At 36.2% G+C, this 19,622-nt stretch carries 13 protein-coding genes; 10 read left to right on the top strand and 3 right to left on the bottom strand.

Features of this window, described 5'->3' with window-relative positions; genetic code table 11:
• The first annotated feature begins 28 nt into the window (after positions 1 to 28).
• Positions 29 to 1,696, top strand: a complete 1,668-nt coding sequence (gene pafA / locus AVL50_RS19800; RefSeq protein ID WP_062618218.1) for an alkaline phosphatase PafA — start codon at positions 29 to 31, stop codon at positions 1,694 to 1,696.
• 137 nt (positions 1,697 to 1,833) lie between these two features.
• Here pafA and dnaB read toward each other — a convergent pair whose 3' ends face one another.
• Entirely contained in the window at positions 1,834 to 3,516 is a 1,683-nt protein-coding gene (dnaB, locus tag AVL50_RS19795; protein ID WP_082795929.1) for a replicative DNA helicase, read from the bottom strand.
• Positions 3,517 to 3,869: 353 nt separating this feature from the next.
• Between dnaB and murC the strand changes: the two genes are divergently transcribed.
• The 5 genes from murC (at position 3,870) to AVL50_RS19770 (ending at position 8,789) form a co-directional block, all read left to right on the top strand.
• Positions 3,870 to 5,234: a UDP-N-acetylmuramate--L-alanine ligase gene (gene murC / locus AVL50_RS19790; RefSeq protein WP_062618217.1), complete on the top strand. Its 1,365-nt coding sequence runs from the start codon at positions 3,870 to 3,872 to the stop codon at positions 5,232 to 5,234.
• An 85-nt stretch (positions 5,235 to 5,319) separates the two neighbouring features.
• A complete protein-coding gene (gene murB / locus AVL50_RS19785; RefSeq protein ID WP_062618216.1) occupies positions 5,320 to 6,327 on the top strand; it encodes a UDP-N-acetylmuramate dehydrogenase in 1,008 nt (335 codons plus the stop codon).
• Positions 6,328 to 7,341, top strand: coding sequence for a TrkA family potassium uptake protein (locus AVL50_RS19780; RefSeq protein WP_082795928.1), 1,014 nt, complete (start codon positions 6,328 to 6,330; stop codon positions 7,339 to 7,341).
• Positions 7,342 to 8,010 (top strand): hypothetical protein, encoded by a 669-nt coding sequence (locus AVL50_RS19775; protein ID WP_062618214.1) that lies wholly within the window; start codon positions 7,342 to 7,344, stop codon positions 8,008 to 8,010. It begins immediately after the preceding gene.
• On the top strand, positions 8,007 to 8,789 hold the full coding sequence (locus tag AVL50_RS19770; RefSeq protein ID WP_062618213.1) for a C40 family peptidase: 783 nt from the start codon (positions 8,007 to 8,009) through the stop codon (positions 8,787 to 8,789). Before AVL50_RS19775 ends, AVL50_RS19770 begins: the two co-directional genes overlap by 4 nt.
• Before the next feature lie 296 nt (positions 8,790 to 9,085).
• Here the strand turns inward: AVL50_RS19770 and AVL50_RS19765 are convergent, their stop codons facing one another.
• Positions 9,086 to 9,586 carry a hypothetical protein gene (locus AVL50_RS19765; protein ID WP_062618212.1) on the bottom strand — a complete coding sequence of 167 codons (501 nt, stop codon included), beginning with the start codon at positions 9,584 to 9,586 and terminating at the stop codon, positions 9,086 to 9,088.
• 369 nt (positions 9,587 to 9,955) lie between these two features.
• On the opposite strand from AVL50_RS19765, the gene AVL50_RS19760 reads away from it, so the two are divergent.
• The 3 genes from AVL50_RS19760 to AVL50_RS19750 all read left to right on the top strand — a co-directional run bounded on the left by AVL50_RS19760 (position 9,956) and on the right by AVL50_RS19750 (position 16,807).
• Entirely contained in the window at positions 9,956 to 11,236 is a 1,281-nt protein-coding gene (locus tag AVL50_RS19760) for an MFS transporter (RefSeq protein ID WP_062618211.1), read from the top strand.
• Positions 11,237 to 11,375: 139 nt separating this feature from the next.
• A complete protein-coding gene (gene nadE / locus AVL50_RS19755) occupies positions 11,376 to 13,367 on the top strand; it encodes an NAD(+) synthase (protein ID WP_062618258.1) in 1,992 nt (663 codons plus the stop codon).
• A 164-nt stretch (positions 13,368 to 13,531) separates the two neighbouring features.
• The gene (locus AVL50_RS19750; RefSeq protein ID WP_062618210.1) at positions 13,532 to 16,807 is read left to right on the top strand and encodes an amidohydrolase family protein; all 3,276 of its coding nucleotides are present in this window, start codon (positions 13,532 to 13,534) and stop codon (positions 16,805 to 16,807) included.
• A gap of 128 nt (positions 16,808 to 16,935) precedes the next feature.
• On the opposite strand, the gene AVL50_RS19745 is transcribed toward AVL50_RS19750, so the two are convergent.
• Positions 16,936 to 17,544 (bottom strand): NADAR family protein, encoded by a 609-nt coding sequence (locus AVL50_RS19745; protein WP_062618209.1) that lies wholly within the window; start codon positions 17,542 to 17,544, stop codon positions 16,936 to 16,938.
• Between the two features lie 257 nt (positions 17,545 to 17,801).
• Here AVL50_RS19745 and rpsA point away from each other — a divergent pair, with 257 nt between their 5' ends.
• Entirely contained in the window at positions 17,802 to 19,586 is a 1,785-nt protein-coding gene (gene rpsA, locus AVL50_RS19740; protein ID WP_062618208.1) for a 30S ribosomal protein S1, read from the top strand.
• The last annotated feature ends 36 nt before the right edge of the window (positions 19,587 to 19,622 follow it).

The raw sequence follows: 19,622 nt of genomic DNA, 5'->3' as shown, positions 1-19,622 counted from the left end.
CAATATAATTACTAAAGAATTCGATTAAATGAATGTTAAAAAATTACTAGCCACTACTGTCCTTTCTTTGGGTAGTACTCTAAGTACTTTTGCTCAATTTACTGAGGACAAACCCAAAGCTGTCGTTGGAATTATCGTCGATCAAATGAAGTATGATTACATCTCAAGATATTGGGATAACTTCGGAGAAGATGGTTTTAAGAAATTAGTCAACGATGGGTACACAGTTAGAAATGGCCAATACAATTACGCCCCAACTGTAACAGGGCCTGGTCACGCTTCAGTTTATGCAGGTACTTCACCAGCTTATCACTCTATTGTCAATAACCACTTTTGGGATAGAGAAATGGGTAAAACAGTTTACTGTGTCGATGACAAAAGATATCAAACCGTAGGATCTGACAGTAAAAATGGTCAAAAGTCACCTTACCGTCTAGCAGTAACTAACCTTTCAGATGAAATCAAATGGGCAAGTAATTTTAGATCAAAAGTCATTGCTGTCTCAATCAAAGATAGATCGGCGGTTCTTCCTGCAGGACACAAAGCTGACGCCGCTTATTGGTTAGATGAAAAAAATGGTAATTGGATTACATCTTCATTCTATACTGAAAAACTTCCAGAATGGGTTACTGCTCTAAATGAAGGCAAGAAAAGACCTATCGATGAATACATGAAATCGGATTGGACACTTTCATTACCCATCGAAAAATATACTGCTTCAACAGAAGATGATACTCCTTACGAATCTTTATTTCCTGGTATGCAAACACCTACCTTTCCTTACAGCATCAAAAAAGCAGTTGCTGCAGACAGGGTAAGAGCAAAAACTGGAAAAAAGTACGACATTATTAAAGGTACTCCATATGGTAATACTATTGTTACTGAAATGGCAATGAGTATTATTGACAATGAAAATATTGGACAAGACAACTTCACTGATTTATTAGCAGTAAGTTATTCCTCTACAGATTACGCAGGTCACGCTTACGGTCCTCAAGCCATTGAAGTGGAAGATATGTACATTAAGCTAGATCAAGAAATTGCCAACTTGATCAATCACTTGGATGAGAAAGTTGGGAAGGGACAATATGTCATCTTCTTAACAGCCGATCATGCGGGTGCTCAAAATGCGGCTTTCATGCGTGAGCGTATGAACTTTGAAGCAAAAAATATCAAAAGCAAGGAAGATACGGAATACATTGAAAAAGCTTTAAATGCTCGTTTCGGTGAAGGTAAATATGTTTCTTCAAACTACTCTGGTCAACTGTACTTAAACAGAGCATTGATTAAAGAAAAAGGCCTTGAATTAGAAGAAGTGCAAAAAGCAACAGCTGAAGCGTTTATGGAAATGCCACAATATGCTCATGCATTATTGGGTAAAGACTTAGAACGCAATGAGTATACTCAAGGATATAAAGGTTTAATTTACAATGCCTTCAATCCAAGATTTTCTCCAGATGTATTTGGTGTACTAAGATCACATTATGTTGATTACGGCCCAACAGGTACAACTCACTTCTCTCCTTACAAATATGACACTCATGTACCTATCTTATTTTATGGATGGGATATTCAAGCAGGAGAAACTCATGCACCTCATACTATCACAGAGATTGCACCAACAATCTGCTCGTTCTTAAATATGAACTATCCTTCAGGTTGTTATTCAAACCCTATTTTGATTCCATTGAAGTAGGTTTGTAGTATTTATTAAGCAAAAAGTGGCTGTTAGTTTTTAATTGATCTAACAGCCACTTTTTTATTATTCTGATATATTTTAAAAAGTAAAAATGGCTATTAGAAATAAACTAATAACCATTTGTGTATAATATTTTAGAAAGGAGGATCATTGGACGGAGGAGGTGCCCCCCCATCATTATCTCTATTCAACTTTGAAGGAAGTGTTTGAAACTCTTGTCCTCCATCGTCTCCTCCTTCATTAAAATCAATATCTGGAGGCATGGCATTCATCTGATCGAAGGTTACTTCTCCTGGCATGCTTCCTCCCTGATCAGGAAGGCTTGACGGAATAGCTGGTGCTCCGGCAAAACCACCGTGCATACCGGACATCATATCTTCAGTAGACATAAACGACCCATCTTCCCAATCCGCAAATTTGGTAAATTGTCCAATGAATTTTAAACGTACATTTTCCAAGCCACCACTACGGTTTTTAGAAATGATCACCTCACCCATACCTTTTGTTGAGTTGCCCTCTTCATCCTCATCCAAACCGTAATATTCAGGACGGTACAAGAACATTACCATATCGGCATCTTGCTCAATAGACCCTGATTCACGAAGGTCGGAAAGCTGTGGTCTTTTATCACCACCTCTGGTTTCAACCGCACGGCTCAACTGTGAAAGTGCAATTACAGGGACATTCAATTCCTTGGCAATTTGTTTTAATGAACGGGAAATAAAGGCAATTTCCTGTTCACGGTTACCTTTGGATTTACTGTCACCACCACTCATTAGTTGAAGGTAATCAATCACAATCATTTGTATATCATGCTGTGCTTTTAACCTTCTACACTTTGCTCTTAATTCAAGCACGGTTAATGCTGGCGTATCATCAATATAGATTGGTGCTGAAGACAAACTTGAGGTCTTGTCCACAAGTCTTCTCCATTCCTCATCTGTAAGGTTACCTTTCTTTAATTTCTCACTTTCCAACTCTGCTTCAGCGGAAACCAAACGTTTTACCAACTGTGCAGCAGACATCTCTAATGAGAATATTGCAGTAGGTTTTCCAAAACCAACAGACGCATTTCTACAAGCCGATAAGATAAAGGCTGTCTTACCCATGGCAGGACGTGCTGCAATAATAATTAGATCTGATGGCTGCCATCCTGAAGTCACCCTATCTAAGTTTGTAAAACCAGAAGGTACACCTGTAAAATCATTATCGTTATCTCTCAGTTCTTCTAGTTCATGGAATACTTCTTTCACCACTTCATTCATGCCCATGTAGTTTTTACGTACATTTTCTTCAGACACTTCAAAAAGTGATGTTTCCATTTTATCTAAAAGATCAAAAACATCTGTGGTATCCTCATATGCTTTTACTTGAATCTCATTTGAAACACTGATCAACTTTCTTTTGATCGAGTATTCTTGTAAAATACGTGCATAATGAAGGACATTGGCAGAAGAAGTTACACTTTGAGTAAGACGAGCAATATAACTTACCCCTCCCACCTTTTCTAACTCTCCTGACTTCCTTAACTCAGTTACAATTGTCATATGATCAACAGGTTCACTTCTGTTGAAAATACCTACAATTGCATTATATATATATTGATGTGCTTCTCTATCAAAAGTATCCGTCTTCAGCACCTCAATCACTTCATTGAGGGCTTCCTTTTCTAGAATCAATGCTCCCAAGGTCACACGTTCTAACTCGTGATCACATGGCCTTTTTTTGGCATTCATTAATTCTAGACCAACATTGTCTGGTTTATTTTGATTAAAAGCAGATTGTATTAAACTACTTTTACTACTAGACTTCTCCATAGCTACAAAATTAAGGAGATTTATTCTAATAATTTAGGTTTTACACGAATAGATGTGCAAATAAGTGTAAGATTGTGTACTAATTTATTGATCTTAAAAAGATTCCTATAACAACATGTTTGTGTTGTATGCAATATTTTAATTTACAAACATAAACTATCATTATTTTTAGATGAGTAAAAGGGGGCTTATTTATAAAGATTTACAATATGATGGATTGATTTCAATACGAATAGTAGTCTATTCATCAAAATTTAATAAATTTGCAGTTCAAAAGTAAAAGAAGGCTTCCTTTTTAGAATTACTTTTAATACATCATAATATTTGAATAATTTATTCTACAATAGATATACATGAGAGTTCATTTTATTGCAATAGGTGGTAGCATTATGCACAACCTAGCAATCACATTACAGCAAAAAGGTTACAACGTGAGTGGTTCTGATGATCACATTTATGAACCTGCATATTCTAACCTTAAGGAGTTTGATTTACTTCCTGCTGAAATGGGATGGCACCCTGAAAAAATTACAAAGGATATCAACGCCGTAATTTTGGGGATGCACGCTCAAAAAGACAATCCAGAATTAGTAAAAGCTAAACAATTAGGACTTAATATTTATTCTTTCCCTGAATATATCTACTCTCAGACTAAGAATAAGCAACGTGTTGTAGTGGCTGGTAGCCATGGTAAAACATCTGTTACTTCAATGATCATCCACGTACTTAATTACTGGAACATTGAATGTGATTATCTTGTAGGAGCTTCATTGAAAGGTGTTGAAAGACCTGTAAAAATTACTGATAGTGCTCCTGTAGTCATTCTAGAGGGAGATGAGTATTTATCATCACCGTTGGATGCTAAACCTAAGTTTTTAAATTATCATCATCACATCGGCGTTATTACAGGTATCGCCTGGGATCACGTAAATGTATACCCTAAATACGAGGAGTATGAGAAGCAGTTTGAGCTGTTTGTAGAAAACTCTCCAAAGGCAGGTGTAATCATTTATAGTGCGGATGATAAAGCCTTGAAAAAATTAGTAAAAAGACTTGACATCTCTGGAGATGTTGATGTAATTCCTTACGATAAATTAAAGTCAAAAGTAAAAGACGGCAAGACTATCATTACTGCTGGACATGTGAATACTGAAACAAAAGTTTTTGGTGATCACAATTTACAGAATATGTCCGCTGCAATGGAAGTTTGTAAACGTCTGAACGTAAGCAAAGATGAATTCATTGAAGCTATTGCTTCTTTTGAGGGTGCAGCTTTAAGAATGCAATTGATCAAAGAAACACCATCTACTAAAGTGTTCAGAGATTTTGCACACTCACCTTCTAAGGTTCAAGCTACAGTACATGCTTTGGCAAAACAATATCCTAAAGAAAAGCTTGTAGCTTGTTTAGAGTTGCATACTTTCAGCAGTTTAACTTCATCATTCTTATCTGAATATGAAAAAACACTAAAAGAAGCTGACATTCCTTTGGTTTATTTCAACCCTAAAGTAGTTGAAAACAAAGGTTTGAATTCTATTTCTAAAGAAGATGTTTTCAATGCTTTCAAACAGAAAAATGTTGAAGTTTTCACTGATGAGAAAGCACTTCAAGATAGATTATCTGAAATTGAATGGAACAAGAAGAATCTTCTTTTAATGTCTTCAGGACAATTCAACAAAATGCCAATTGATGAGCTAGTGGAAGAGATTACAAAATAGTACTTTTCTCTATACATAACATTAAAAGGCGTTGGGTTGATTTCAATTCGAAAAACAACCTAACGCCTTATTTTTTTTAAGACCTATGAAAACAAATATTTCACTCCTACCTTACCATACATTTGGAGCAAAAGTAAATGCTGATTTCTTTACAACTTTTTCTAACAAAGAAGAATTAAAAACAATACTTCAACAAAAACCTAAAGACCAAAACTTTATCATTCTTGGAGGTGGAAGTAACATTCTTTTCACTCAAGACTTCCATGGAATGATTATTAAAAATGAAATCAAAGGCTTTGAAGTAGTTCATGAAGATGAAAATAATGTCACTGTAAAAATAGGTGCAGGTGAGAATTGGCATGATACTGTAATGAAAACAGTAAGCAATGGATGGCAGGGCATTGAAAACCTTGCTTTGATTCCTGGTACTGTTGGAGCAAGTCCTATTCAGAATATTGGAGCTTACGGCGTTGAAGTGAAAGATGTGCTTCAAAGAGTTGAATTTTATCATTTTGAAAAAGGAGAGACTTTTGAATATACCAATCAAGAGTGTCAATTTGGTTATAGAAACAGCATTTTCAAAAATGCTTTAAAAGGTAAAATAGCCGTTCTTTCCATTACCATTCAACTCAACAAGCAATGGAACTTCAATACAAGTTATGGAGCAATTGAAGAGGAAATTAAAACACAAGGAATTGAAACCCTCACTCCTCTTGATTTAGCCAATGTCATCATCAAAATCAGAGAGTCCAAACTTCCTGATCCGAAAAAGATTGGTAATTGCGGAAGCTTTTTTAAAAATCCTGTATTACCAAAAAAAGAAGCATTATCAATCATAGAAAAATTTCCAGAAGCACCACACTACATTGTCAATGAGGAAACAATAAAAATCCCTGCCGGGTGGTTGATTCAAACTGCAGGATGGAAAGGAAAATCATTAGGTAATGTTGGTACATATCCTAAACAGGCACTTGTATTGGTAAACAATGGCGGAGCTACAGGAGAAGAAGCTTGGGCATTGGCTCTACAAATTCAAAAGGATGTAAAAACGCAATTTGGTATCAGCATTGAACCCGAAGTGAATATAATCTAGATGAGACCCATAATATCCAAAATATTACCTGCCTTTGGAGTTATTCTCTTTATACTGCTAATGGGAACAATTGGTTTTATGGCTACATCCAGTACACCTGTAGAACCAATTGACGCATTCTTCATGACTGCAATCACTATCACCACTATCGGTTATGGTGAGGTTATTCCGTTGGACAATAACCCCATTGGAAGGTTTTTTGCTATTTTTATAGCATTTAGTGGAATTGGTACTTTCACCTATATTGCCACCTCTTTATCTGCTTTCTTTTTAGAAGGTCATATTCAAGAGGAGTTTATCAAAAGACGAAGTTTACGCATGATCAATAAACTAGACAAACATCTCATTATATGCGGTTTAGGAAGAGTAGGATTAAAAATCGCAGAAGAGCTTGATAAAAGGGAAAAACCATTTGTTTTTATAGAAAAAGACAATGAAGTTTATCTTAAACATAGAAAGAGCTATAAACATGCTTACGGAATTGTTGGTGATTGTACTGTTGATGACACTTTAATTTCTGCAGGAATCGAAAAAGCAGAAGGAGTATTTGTCTGCACAAATGATGACAATCTCAATCTTGTAACTACATTATCTTCCAGACAACTCAATGCCACTACTCGAATTGTTTCTGCCAATAAATTTCCATCTTTCAAAGAAAAGTTGATTTCAGTTGGAGCCAATGAGGTTGTATCCCCTCACTCTATTGGAGGCCGAAGAATGGCCATGGAAATGCTTCGCCCTACTATCACTACATTTATTGATGCCATTAGAAGGGAAAAGACAGAGTTTTTCAGGCTAGAAGAAATTCACGTTAATGAATCGTGTTCTGGTCATAAACTTGAAGCTTTAGAAATTCATAACCTTCCATCTACACTGATTTTGGCTATAAGAAATGGTGACGATTGGCAATTCAAACCAGACATCAATACGGTATTAAAAAGTGAATCTGTATTGGTGATTATGACAAATTCGGAGGAAAAAGCGTATATTCAAGAACGCTTATCAAAGATTTAGATGAACTACAAAAATTTATTACTCCCTTTTTTATTTATCTGTCTTCTGATTTTCAGCACAATTGGATTAGCACAAAACAAAGATAGATCTCAAACGCTAGCTCATTCCGATGAGGACGAGAACTTTATTGTCCAAACTTCCAAGAAACAAATATTAACGGGCTTTGGCTACGGTCTAGGCTTTGCTTATCAAAACCGAAATTTAGGTTTCACAAACAGTAATGTACTGATTGACGCATTTGGAAATCTATATGCTGGTTATTTTATTATTGATGAACTGATGATTGGTGGTTTTGTTCATGGAGGATTGAGAACTTTATCTTTTACTTACGATAATAAAAACATAGAAACTTTTTTAGGTGGAGGTCCAAGGGTGAGAAAATACTTAAAAAATGGTATTTTTGGAGAGTTATCCTACGCGAGAAGTAAAACACGCGTTACCTACACCGTACAAGATAATACAGCAAAGTTTGATGGCTATGGAAATGTATATGGTGTGAGTCTTGGATTTGGTAATTTCTGGACACCCAGAGTCTCACTTGAGATTGTTCTGAATTACTATTACATCGAAAGTCATTATGATATTTACACTGTACCGAATACTTCTAGTAATTTTAGTATTACAGCCAGTATCAGCTTTGCCACAAAGAAAAAAAATAGAATTCAATGAAGCCAACATTTGGACTTTGTATATATAGTACCCTAGCGGTAAGAGGAGAAGCTGCACATTCTTCAGAAATGACAACACAGTTGTTGTATGGAGAATTGTATAAAGTTTTATCCATTGATGAAAAAAAAGAGTGGATCCATATCAAAATGATCAAAGATAATTACGAAGGATGGATCACTTACGGCCAACATAATGAAGTTGCCCCTGAATATGCAGAAAGATATATAAAAGAGGAGCATCCTGTTGTCACTCGATTGATTTATCCCATTTTTGACAATCAGAAAACCATTCATTTATCTGTTGGCTCTACCCTGCCTTTTCATTATGAAAAGTGCAATTCGATGCAATTGAAATATGCTCAACTGCACAGCGTAATGCCTTCTAAAAATGAAGACCACCCTTTAAGTACGGCTGAAAAGTATATGGGGGTACCTTACCTTTGGGGAGGTCGATCTATTTTTGGCATTGATTGTTCAGGTTTTGCACAAACTGTAATGGGAGCTCATGGAATCACACTTCCAAGAGATGCCTATCAGCAAGCAGAAATTGGAACAAAAGTATCATTCGCTGATGCTAAACCGGGTGATCTTGCCTACTTTCACAATGAGAAAGGAAGGATAACACACGTTGGTATAATATCAGGTGAAGGTAAAATAATTCACTCCTCTCACTTTGTAAGAGAAGATATTTTAAATACGAAAGGCATATTTAGTAATAGAGAAGGAAAGCAAACTCATGAACTTTCTCATATCATGAGAATATCTAAAAAATTTATTTAAGGAATTTTTAAATATTTTCACAATACTACTAACAATGTGTATACACATAAATTGTCAATTCCATAAAAGAAATACTCATTTTTTAGCAAATTTATAAATCATTGATTTGGATTAAAGCTTTAAAAATGTTTAAATTGTATTAACATCAATATGTTACTGCAAAAATGGTTAATCATGTTCTCACCGATTTTTACCTGAAATCATGAGAAATTTAAGTTAACATCACTTATTGATGAAATTACTTTCAACAATTTAGCCGGAACTAGCCGTGGCCATCATGATTTTGATGGCTTTTTTTATTTTTTAAAATTGGATAAAAAATAAAAATTCTTTTCTTCCGGATCAAATAAAAACAGGTTCTCTATTGATCCTTCAATATCCCCCTCTTTATAAGCATAGTAATAACCCATTGACTCTAACTTCTCTTTTATTTCTTCCCCTAAACTCCCCCCATTTTCAAGACATTTTTCCATATCATAGGTTACAAAAACTGGCGTTCCTTTCCACTTATGATTTGCAAAGGAAAACGAGGGAAAGTATTTAACAAAATCACTATTTACAATATTTTGAGGGCTAATAGTTTCAATCTGATATTTACCTACAGAAGAACCCAAAAAGTTGATATTTATATAATCCTGTTCCTCAAAATCAGCTTCAACACCAAGAATATCTCTACTATTTTCCTCCCACCAAACCTCTCTAGAATAACTTGTTAAGTAAAAAAAAGATAGCAACTTCCAAAAAAGAAAGACAGTGATGCTCACCAAAAAAGCAGACCAAGTATACCGTTTTTTCATAATATTGATAAAAAGGAAATGTCCCCAAATCAAACAAAGTAAAACCAGCATTATGGTTAAGACTATTAAAATAATCATAAATACATGCATTCAGTTAGAAACGGAACTTCATTCCATGACAAATTAAAAATAATTTAAGTACTACAATTTTTAACTAGATTAATTCCCCTTAATTCATAAATCAAAATGTAATGAGGGGAAAATTACTCTTAATTCATGTAATTATATATCTATTTCAAAGAAAAACAGAACAAGAGACTTCTCTTTGGCTAAAATCATACTACTATTCGTTAAATCAGTACCAATTATTTTAAGCTGTAAAAGGGATATTTGTTTGAAGCATGAATTATTTCAACAAACATTTTTTTTATGGCAACGGTAGCGACACAACAGGAACAACAATCCATTTCATTAAAATCAATTCTAGCTGTTTTTTCAGCAGGAGCCTTCTTTTTTTACAGCTTCATACAAATGACGCTTTTTAGTACTGAAGCGATGAAAGGTTTTTTCATGGACAAATTGGCATTAAGTACAGTTTCAGAATTTGGATCTTTTGCAGGTACTTTTCTTTACGGAACGGTATTATTATTAATTCCTGTTGGTGTGCTTCTCGATAAAGTTTCTGTCAAAAAAGTGGTATTAAGTATGTGTGCCGTTGCTGTGGTTTGTGTTTTTGGAACTGCATTAACGGATAACGTTTTAATTGCCTCTGTCCTACGATTCACACTTGGAATAGCTCATTGTGTAGCATTTATGGCTCCTTTCCGATTGGCTCCAAGATGGTTTCCTTCATCAAAATTAGCCTTAATTTCAGGCCTTTTGGTGACATTTGCAGTATTCGGCGGATGGGTTTCAGGGGCTCCTGTTTTAATGCTTTTAGATACATTTGGTGGACAAACGACCATGCTCATCAATGGAGGCATTGGTATTGTTATATTCATCTTGATTGCACTTTTTGTCAAAGACAGCCCTGAAGATGAAAACGGAAACCAAGAAGAAGATAATGGATTATCTCTTATTGAAGGTTTAAAATTAGCTGCTTCAAATTCTCAAAATTGGCTAGCGGGTCTTTATATCGGTTTACTTAATCTTTCTGTTCTTTTACTAGGAGCAGTTTGGGGAACCACATATCTTAAATTCGTCAATCCAGATTTTTCAGAAGCTACTTCTACTGGTATTATCGGGATGATTTTTATCGGTACTATGATCGGTTCACCTTTGTGTGGATGGATTTCAGATCAACTACAATCTAGAAAGAAAGCGATGTTAGGCGGAGCAGTGTTATCATTAGCGATTATGCTATTGATCATGTTCCCTATCTCAACAGGGGCTACCTACTTCTATACTTTATTTTTATTACTAGGAATCATTACTGCCGCACAAACAATCGGCTACCCAGTCATTGGAGAATCCAACAATGACGAAGTATTAGGTACTGCAAATGGTTTATCAGCAGTAGTCTTAATGGGGATTGGTGCTGTAGGACAACCATTATTTGGGTGGTTAGTCTCTTATTTTGGAGGTCATGAAAATTCTACTCCTGAAGCATTACAAACCGCTTTCCAAGCTGCAATATGGGTTATGCCAATTGCCTTTATTTTAGCTTGTATCTGTTCGATTAGCTTAAAAGAAACTTTCAAAAAGGTATAAATCTTTTGAAATAATAGTGATAATTAGAGGCATGCATCAAACATGTCTCTTTTCTTTGTTATCGACTTATTATTACCTACTCCATTTTCATCTAAATAAATCGTACATTTGCACAAAATAGAATTACAGATTATTTATGATGAATTTATATAAAGTTGGTGGTGCTGAGCTGAATCAGACTCCTTTAGATTGGAACAACAACTTTCAAAATATATTACAGGCAATTACGACTGCCAAAGAAGAAAATGTAAGTATCTTATGCCTTCCCGAATTATGTTTATCAGGTTACGGATGTGAAGATGCTTTTTATTCTCCCAATACAGAACAACAGTCTCTAAAATTACTAGGTGATTTATTGCCTCACACCAAAGACATTGTTATTTCTGTAGGACTTCCATTACGTCATAAAAACAAATTATATAATACTGTTGCATTAATTGCAGACCAGAAAATTCTAGGTTTTGTAGCCAAGAAACATTTAGCAGGAAACGGCATTCATTATGAACCAAGATGGTTTACGCCTTGGGAAGGTGGCGAAGTTTCAAAAATCAAATTAGATAAATCTTACGAAAATACTTTAGGGGCTTCTACTTTCCCTATCGGGGATTTATTATTCGATGTCAACGGTGTTCGTATTGGTTTTGAAATTTGTGAAGATGCTTGGGTAGCCAATCGCCCGGGTCGTTCTCTTTATCAAAATGGGGTTGATATTATCTTAAACCCTTCAGCGAGTCACTTTGCTTTTGATAAATTGGATGTTCGTAAGCGTTTTGTTTTGGAAGGTTCAAGAGCGTATGGTGTGGGATATATTTATGCCAATCTTTTAGGAAATGAATCTGGAAGAGCGATCTATGACGGTGGTGTAATGATTGCTTTATCTGGGAATCTTTTGGCCATCAGTAAGCGTTTCTCTTTCAAAAACTGTAAAGTCACTACAGCTACTTTTGATTTAGACATTGCTCGTTTAGCTCAAATTCAAAGTCATACTTCTAATACAGGAACTTCCAATATTGAAGTGATCAATTCTGACTTTACCATCCCTCAAACTGTACCTGAAAAGCATTCACCTTCTGAAGCATCCTGGGAGCATTCAAAGTATATTAAAGAGGAAGAATTTGGAAGAGCAGTAGCTTTAGGTCTTTTTGATTATATGCGAAAAAGTTATTCAAAAGGATTCGTTGTTTCTCTTTCTGGCGGTGCCGATTCTTCTGCAATAGTGACATTGATTCACTTGATGATTGAGATGGGCGTTGAAGATTTAGGATTGGAAGGGTTTAAAGAAAAATTAGGCTATTTCGCTTCTTTAAAGGACTGCAACTCCATCAAAGAAATTTGTAATAAAGTGTTGACTACAGCTTACCAACCGACTGAAAACAGTGGCGATGTCACTTTCAACGCTGCAAAGTCATTAGCGGAAGCAGTTGGAGCAACATTCTATAATGTGAATGTCAACCCAATGTTCAAAGGGTATTTGAACGCCATTGAAACAGCGATCGACCGTGAATTGACTTGGGAACAAGACGATATTACTTTACAAAATATACAAGCGAGGGTACGTGCCCCTTCAGTTTGGATGTTAGCGAATATAAACGGAGCCTTACTCCTTTCTACTTCCAACCGTTCTGAAGCTGCCGTGGGTTATGCTACTATGGATGGTGATACGAGTGGAGGTTTAAGCCCGATTGCTGGCATTGATAAAAATTACTTGAGAAGCTGGTTGAGATGGATGGAAAAAGACGGTTTGGATGGTAAATGGAATATCCCTGCCCTTTCTTTCGTCAATGAACAACAGCCAACTGCAGAGCTTCGTCCTGCGGATTCTAAACAAACAGATGAAGCGGATTTAATGCCTTATGATGTATTGGAAGAAATTGAAAAGTTAGCCATTCGTGATAAGAAATCACCTCAAGAATGCCTTCTATTTGTGCAAGCCAATCATCCTGATACTCCTAGAGAAGCGGTACATCAATGGATTACAAAGTTCTTTAGACTTTGGAGTAGAAATCAATGGAAACGTGAGCGTTATGCTCCTTCTTTCCATTTAGACGATAAAAACCTTGATCCTAAGACTTGGTGCAGATTCCCTATTTTAAGTGGTGGGTTTGCATCTGAGCTTTCTGATTTGAAATAAAAAACAACATCATTCTCTTTTTTACCAATTCATGGGGAATGTACATTAATACAATAAGGGCTGACACCTGCATTTTTTGCATTGGTAGACGCTTGGACTCTGGACGGGCAGACACATAGGTCTGCCCCTACGGAAACAATTCAATTAACTTCTAATTATTATAAATGAAATTTCAATTAACCAATTTATTAATCCTGCTCTTTGCTTTGGCGACTTTCGCTCAGGAAAAAGAAGAGAAATGGGATATTACGAAACCTCAACGTGAGGTTAAAAGTGTAGACTTCGAAACAGATGAAGGCACATGGATGAATTTGGATATCAGCCCTGACGGAAAAACTATCGTTTTTGATATGTTAGGTGATATTTACTCAATGCCGATCACAGGAGGTGAAGCAAAATTGTTTCGTGGTGGTTTGGCTTGGGAATCACAACCTAAGTTTTCTCCTGATGGCAAGAAAATCGTTTTCACTTCGGATGCTGGCGGTGGTGACAACATTTGGGTAATGGACAGCGATGCTCAAAATCCTAAGCAAGTCACTAAAGAAAAATTCCGATTGACCAACAATCCTACTTGGAGTGAAGACGGACAGTATATTATTGCTCGTAAACACTATACTTTCACAAGGTCTTTGGGAGCTGGTGCACTATGGATGTATCACATTTCTGGTGGTGAAGGTATCGAATTAGTTCCTCGTAAAAATGAGCAACAGGATATCAACCAACCTGTCGTTTCTGCGGATGGAAAATATATGTATTATGTTGAAGACGTTTATCCAGGTGGTTTCTTCCAATACAACAAAGATCCTAACAGTCAGATTTACATCATTAAGTCTTACAATAGAATTAATGGCGAAATCAAAACTGTAGTTAGCGGTCCTGGCGGTGCGATTGGCCCAATGCCTTCACATGATGGCAAAAAACTTTCTTTTATTAGAAGAGTTCGTGACAAGTCTGTGTTATTTATCCATGATTTTGAGATGAACAGTCAACGTCCTCTTTTTGATCAATTAGAAAAAGATCAACAAGAAGCATGGGCTATTTTCGGTCCTTCTCCAAAATATGCTTGGACTCCTGATGACAAATACATTGTGCTTTGGGGTAAAGGCGGTAAAATCTGGAAAGTAGATGTTGCTACTGGAAAAGGAGAAATCATTCCTTTCAAAGCAAAAGTTCACCAAGAATTTACAGCTTCATTGCGTTTCAAACAGGAAGTGGCTCCTGAGAACTTTACAGCGAAAGCATTAAGAAATGTCATTACTTCAAAAGACGGAAAGAAGATCTATTTCCATGCAGCAGGTTACCTTTATGAGAAGAAATTACCAAAAGGCAAACCTATTCGTCTGACTTCTCAAAATGATGCTTTTGAATACGAGCCTAATATTTCACCTGACGGAACTAAAATGGTTTATGTTTCATGGTCAGACAGCGAAAAAGGCAAAGTACATGTAATTGATTTAACGGCTAAGAAAGTCAATCCTATTACATTAGACTTACCTAAAGGAATTTATAGAAAACCTCAATTCTCTAAAGACAATTCTACTATTGTTTTTGTGAAAGAAAGAGGAAACAACCAACAAGGTTTTGCTTATACTAAAGAAACAGGTATTTATACCGTTAACATCAATGATGTTAGTACGCTGAAAAGGGTCGTTGAAGAAGGCGATTTCCCTCAGTTTAATACTTCAGGCGATCGTGTATTCTATCAAACCGGTGGTTTCTTCTTTGGTAGTTTAAAGAAAGCTTTCAAAAGTGTTGATCTAAATGGCAAAGACAAAAGAGTGCATTTCACTACAAAATATACGAATCAGTTCGTTCCGTCTCCTGACAACAAATGGATTGCATTTACAGAGTTATTTAAAGTCTATATTGCTCCAATGCCAATGGCAGGTAAAGCAATTGATTTATCGTCTGGCACAAAAGCAGTTCCTGTTGCCCAAGTAGCTAAAGATGCGGGTTATAATATTCATTGGTCAGGTGATAGCCAAAAATTACATTGGTCATTGGGTAATGAATATTTCACTACATCACTTCAAGAAGTCTTCTCTTTTGTAGAAGGTGGAAATGAGAAAGCAGTAGAACCTAAGTCGGAAGGTATCGAAATAAACCTTGAATTGGAAAGTGCTAAACCTTCTACCACTTATGCTTTAACAAATGCAAGAGTGATCACGGTAAATGCTAAAGATGAGGTACTGGAAAATGCGACTGTAGTTGTTAAGGAAAATAGAATTGTAGCTATTGGAACTAATGTTCAAGTTCCATCTGGCGCTAAAGTGATCGACTGTAAAGGAAAAACAATTATGCCAGGTATTGTGGATGCTCACGCTCACTTGGGTGCTTTCCGTTTAGGAATGAGTGCACAGCAAAACTGGCCTTATTATGCCAATCTTGCTTACGGGGTCACTACAACGCACGATCCATCTGCTAACTCTGAAATGGTATTCAACCAATCGGAAATGGTAAGAACAGGTGCAATGGTTGGACCTAGAATTTACTCTACAGGTGTAATCCTTTATGGTGCTGATGGTGACTTCAAAGCCAATATCAATTCATTAGAAGATGCTCGTTCGGCGATCAGAAGAACAAAAGCATGGGGAGCAATTTCTGTAAAGTCTTACAATCAACCAAGACGTGAGCAAAGACAACAAGTCATCAAAGCAGCGGAAGAAGAAGGAATCATGGTGGTTCCAGAAGGTGGTTCTACTTTCTACCATAATATGACCATGATTTTAGATGGTCACACAGGTGTTGAACATAATATTCCAATCACTCCTGTTTTCAATGATGTTCAAAATCTTTGGGCAAAAACAGAAGTGGGCTATACTCCTACTTTGATTGTAAACTATGGCGGTATCAACGGTGAATATTACTGGTACCAACATACCAACGTTTGGGAGAAAGAAAGATTATTGAACTTTACTCCAAGAGCAATCATTGACAGCCGATCAAGACATAGAACGATGGTTCCAGAAAGCGAATACAAAATTGGTCATATCGCCACTTCTGAATCTGCAAAAATGTTATCTGACAAAGGTGTGAAAGTGAACCTTGGGGCACACGGTCAAATTCAAGGTATTGGTGCTCATTGGGAACTTTGGATGTTAGCACAAGGTGGAATGTCTCCTTTGGAAGCAATCCGTTCTGCTACTTATAATGGTGCTCATTATTTAGGTTTAGATGGAGATGTTGGTTCTTTAGAAGAAGGAAAATTGGCTGACCTTATCATCATGGATAAAAATCCATTGGAAGATATCCATAATTCTGAATTCATTGATAAAGTAATGATCAATGGTGAGCTTTATGATGCTGAAACAATGCATAATTTAAATGGCGAGGAGCGTCATAAATTCTATTGGGAAGAGGAAAGCTATAATGCTTCTTTCCCTTGGCATGAAGCCTCACAAGGTTTTACAGTTCCGAAATGTGGCTGTAGCTTGCATTAAGATTTGATATTAATATAAAAATGCCCCTTTGTTGAATATTTCAGACAAAGGGGCATTTATTATTGAAGATATTTCTTAACCATCATCAGTCCACAATTTAAGTCGTGGGCTAATGATGGAATACTTCTTTATTTCGTCACGGATTCAGAAAGAGCTTTCTTCACCTTCTCAATATCAAAACCTATCTCATTAATAAAGTCTCGAGTTTCCATCAAAGCGAAACCTAACAAATTTAATCCTCTCCAGCTATTTACATCATTTGCACTCTCGCTATCTTTCGTCAAACCAATACCCCATATAGTATCTACAGGACTTGCTTCTACCAAAACTCTCGATTGAGTACTTAATAAGTATTGACCTAACGCTGGATTTTGAGTGAATTTATAAATATTTCCTTTGGTGACAATTTCATATCGATGCTGTTTCCATAAAGATTCATCAAAATTTCTTACTTTCCTTCCTAATGCTTTGGCTTCACCAGGCTTATTACAATTGATAATTTGATCATAAATCTCCGTATCATTAAATAGTTTTGCCTTTTGAGCCATCATCCAATGCTCAGTAGATTTAAATGTAATACCATCCACTTCAAAGTCACTTTCAAACCACTGACTAAAACAGAAATTACCTACTTCCTGATTTTTTGATTTAGTATGTCCCCAAAAGAAGAGATATTTTACAGATTCATTATTGTTGACTTTGTTTTGAAGCCATTCCAAACTATAATTTGCTTTCATTTTATGTTTATGATTAGTTTATGAATACCCAAAGTTAGATATTTCTTGCTTTATTATTACTCCTTAACGCTTTAATCCTCTTCAATTCTTCCGATTACAAAATTAATTTCCTACCTTTGCGTGCTGAATTACACGTACTAGCTCTGTAAGACAGTTGTTAATCCACGTACAAGCTCTGGATTTTCATTAATAATTTAATCATAAATCTCTTGCGTCATAGCACTAGCGTAAGAGCGTAAACAGTGCTCATAATTATTATGTCAGAACAATCACAAGACTTCAACTGGGACGAGTTTGAAAACTCACAATCGGCATTCGGCGATGGTTACTCAGCAGCAGAAAAAGAAGAAATGCTTAAAATGTACGAAGGTACATTAAACCAACTTAATGAAAAAGAAGTTGTTAAAGCATCTGTAGTATCTATTACTGACCGTGATGTAGTATTAAACATCGGTTTCAAATCTGATGGTTTAGTTCCTTCAAACGAATTCCGTGACACTCCAGACCTAAAAGTAGGTGATGAAGTTGAGGTATTTGTTGAGCAACAAGAAGACAACAACGGTCAACTTGTTCTTTCTAGAAGAAAAGCAAAAATCGTTCGCGCTTGGGAGAATATCCAAAATGCTCTTGATAACGACGTTGTTATCGAAGGTGTTGTTAAGCGTAGAACTAAAGGTGGTCTTATCACTGATATTTTCGGAATCGAGGCGTTCTTGCCAGGTTCTCAAATTGATGTGAAGCCTATCCGTGACTTCGACGTATTTGTAGGTAAGAAGATGGAATTGAAAGTAGTTAAAATTAACTACGCTAACGATAACGTTGTAGTTTCTCATAAGATCCTTATCGAGAAGGATTTGGAGGAGCAAAAGCAACGCATCTTGAACAACCTAGAAAGAGGTCAAATCTTGGAAGGTGTGATCAAAAACATGACAAACTTCGGTGTATTCATCGATTTAGGTGGTGTAGATGGTCTTCTTCACATTACAGACATCTCTTGGGGACGTATCTCTCATCCAGAGGAAGTATTGCAGCTTGACCAAAAAGTTAACGTTGTTGTACTTGACTTTGATGATGATAAGAAGCGTATCTCATTAGGTATGAAACAACTTACTTCACACCCTTGGGATTCTCTTGGTGCTGATGTTGAAGTTGGAGCTAAAGTTAAAGGTAAAATCGTAAACGTTGCTGATTACGGTGCGTTCTTAGAAATCATGCCAGGCGTTGAAGGTCTGATCCACGTTTCTGAAATGTCATGGTCACAACACTTACGTAACCCTCAAGACTTCATCAAAGTTGGTGACGAAATCGAAGCAGTTGTATTAACTATCGATCGTGACGAGCGTAAGATGTCATTAGGTATCAAGCAATTAACTGAAGATCCTTGGACTAAGAAAGATCTTTTAGAGAAGTATGCTGTAGGTACTAAGCACTCAGGTGTTGTTCGTAACTTAACTAACTTCGGTTTATTCCTTGAGTTAGAAGAAGGTATCGACGGTTTAGTACACGTTTCTGACCTTTCATGGACTAAGAAAATCAAGCACCCATCTGAATTCATCAAACAAGGTGAAAAATTAGATGTTGTTGTTCTTGAAATCAACCCTGAAGAGCGTCGTTTAGCGTTAGGTCACAAGCAGTTAGAAGAGAACCCTTGGGAACACTTCGAAACAGTATTTACTCCTGATTCTGTACATAAAGGTACTATTATCTCTAAGTCAGATAAAGGTGGTGTGATCGAGTTACCTTACGGTATCGAAGGATTCTCAATCTCTAAGAACCTTAAGAAAGAGGACGGATCTAATCCTGAAACTGGTGAGTCATTAGACTTCAAAGTTTTAGAATTCTCTAAAGAGGACAAGAAGATCATCCTTTCTCACGTTCACGTTTACAACGAATCTGCTGCTAACACTGCCGCTCCTAAGAAAGGTGGTGCTGCTAAAAAAGGTGCTAAGCCTGCTGCAGCTTCAAACGAAGAGGCAACTACTTCATTAGGTGATTTAGATGCTCTTGCAAACTTGAAAAGTCAAATGAAAGACAACAAATAATTAAGATCTCTTAATTATTAGTCTTTTATAAGCTAT

Source organism: Flammeovirga sp. SJP92 (assembly GCF_001583495.1).
GTDB lineage: Bacteria > Bacteroidota > Bacteroidia > Cytophagales > Flammeovirgaceae > Flammeovirga.
The sequence above is the reverse complement of the archived record's forward strand: the minus strand, read 5'-3'. Positions and strand labels throughout refer to the sequence as shown.

What these genes read in the sequence shown, in the direction of transcription:
- AVL50_RS19750 (WP_062618210.1), top strand. Translation starts at nt 13,532, where the DNA reads ATGAAATTTCAATTAACCAATTTATTAATCCTGCTCTTTGCTTTGGCG.
- dnaB (WP_082795929.1), bottom strand. Translation starts at nt 3,516, where the DNA reads ATGGAGAAGTCTAGTAGTAAAAGTAGTTTAATACAATCTGCTTTTAAT.
- AVL50_RS19760 (WP_062618211.1), top strand. Translation starts at nt 9,956, where the DNA reads ATGGCAACGGTAGCGACACAACAGGAACAACAATCCATTTCATTAAAA.
- murC (WP_062618217.1), top strand. Translation starts at nt 3,870, where the DNA reads ATGAGAGTTCATTTTATTGCAATAGGTGGTAGCATTATGCACAACCTA.
- AVL50_RS19770 (WP_062618213.1), top strand. Translation starts at nt 8,007, where the DNA reads ATGAAGCCAACATTTGGACTTTGTATATATAGTACCCTAGCGGTAAGA.
- pafA (WP_062618218.1), top strand. Translation starts at nt 29, where the DNA reads ATGAATGTTAAAAAATTACTAGCCACTACTGTCCTTTCTTTGGGTAGT.
- murB (WP_062618216.1), top strand. Translation starts at nt 5,320, where the DNA reads ATGAAAACAAATATTTCACTCCTACCTTACCATACATTTGGAGCAAAA.
- AVL50_RS19780 (WP_082795928.1), top strand. Translation starts at nt 6,328, where the DNA reads ATGAGACCCATAATATCCAAAATATTACCTGCCTTTGGAGTTATTCTC.
- AVL50_RS19745 (WP_062618209.1), bottom strand. Translation starts at nt 17,544, where the DNA reads ATGAAAGCAAATTATAGTTTGGAATGGCTTCAAAACAAAGTCAACAAT.
- AVL50_RS19775 (WP_062618214.1), top strand. Translation starts at nt 7,342, where the DNA reads ATGAACTACAAAAATTTATTACTCCCTTTTTTATTTATCTGTCTTCTG.
- rpsA (WP_062618208.1), top strand. Translation starts at nt 17,802, where the DNA reads ATGTCAGAACAATCACAAGACTTCAACTGGGACGAGTTTGAAAACTCA.
- nadE (WP_062618258.1), top strand. Translation starts at nt 11,376, where the DNA reads ATGAATTTATATAAAGTTGGTGGTGCTGAGCTGAATCAGACTCCTTTA.
- AVL50_RS19765 (WP_062618212.1), bottom strand. Translation starts at nt 9,586, where the DNA reads ATGAAAAAACGGTATACTTGGTCTGCTTTTTTGGTGAGCATCACTGTC.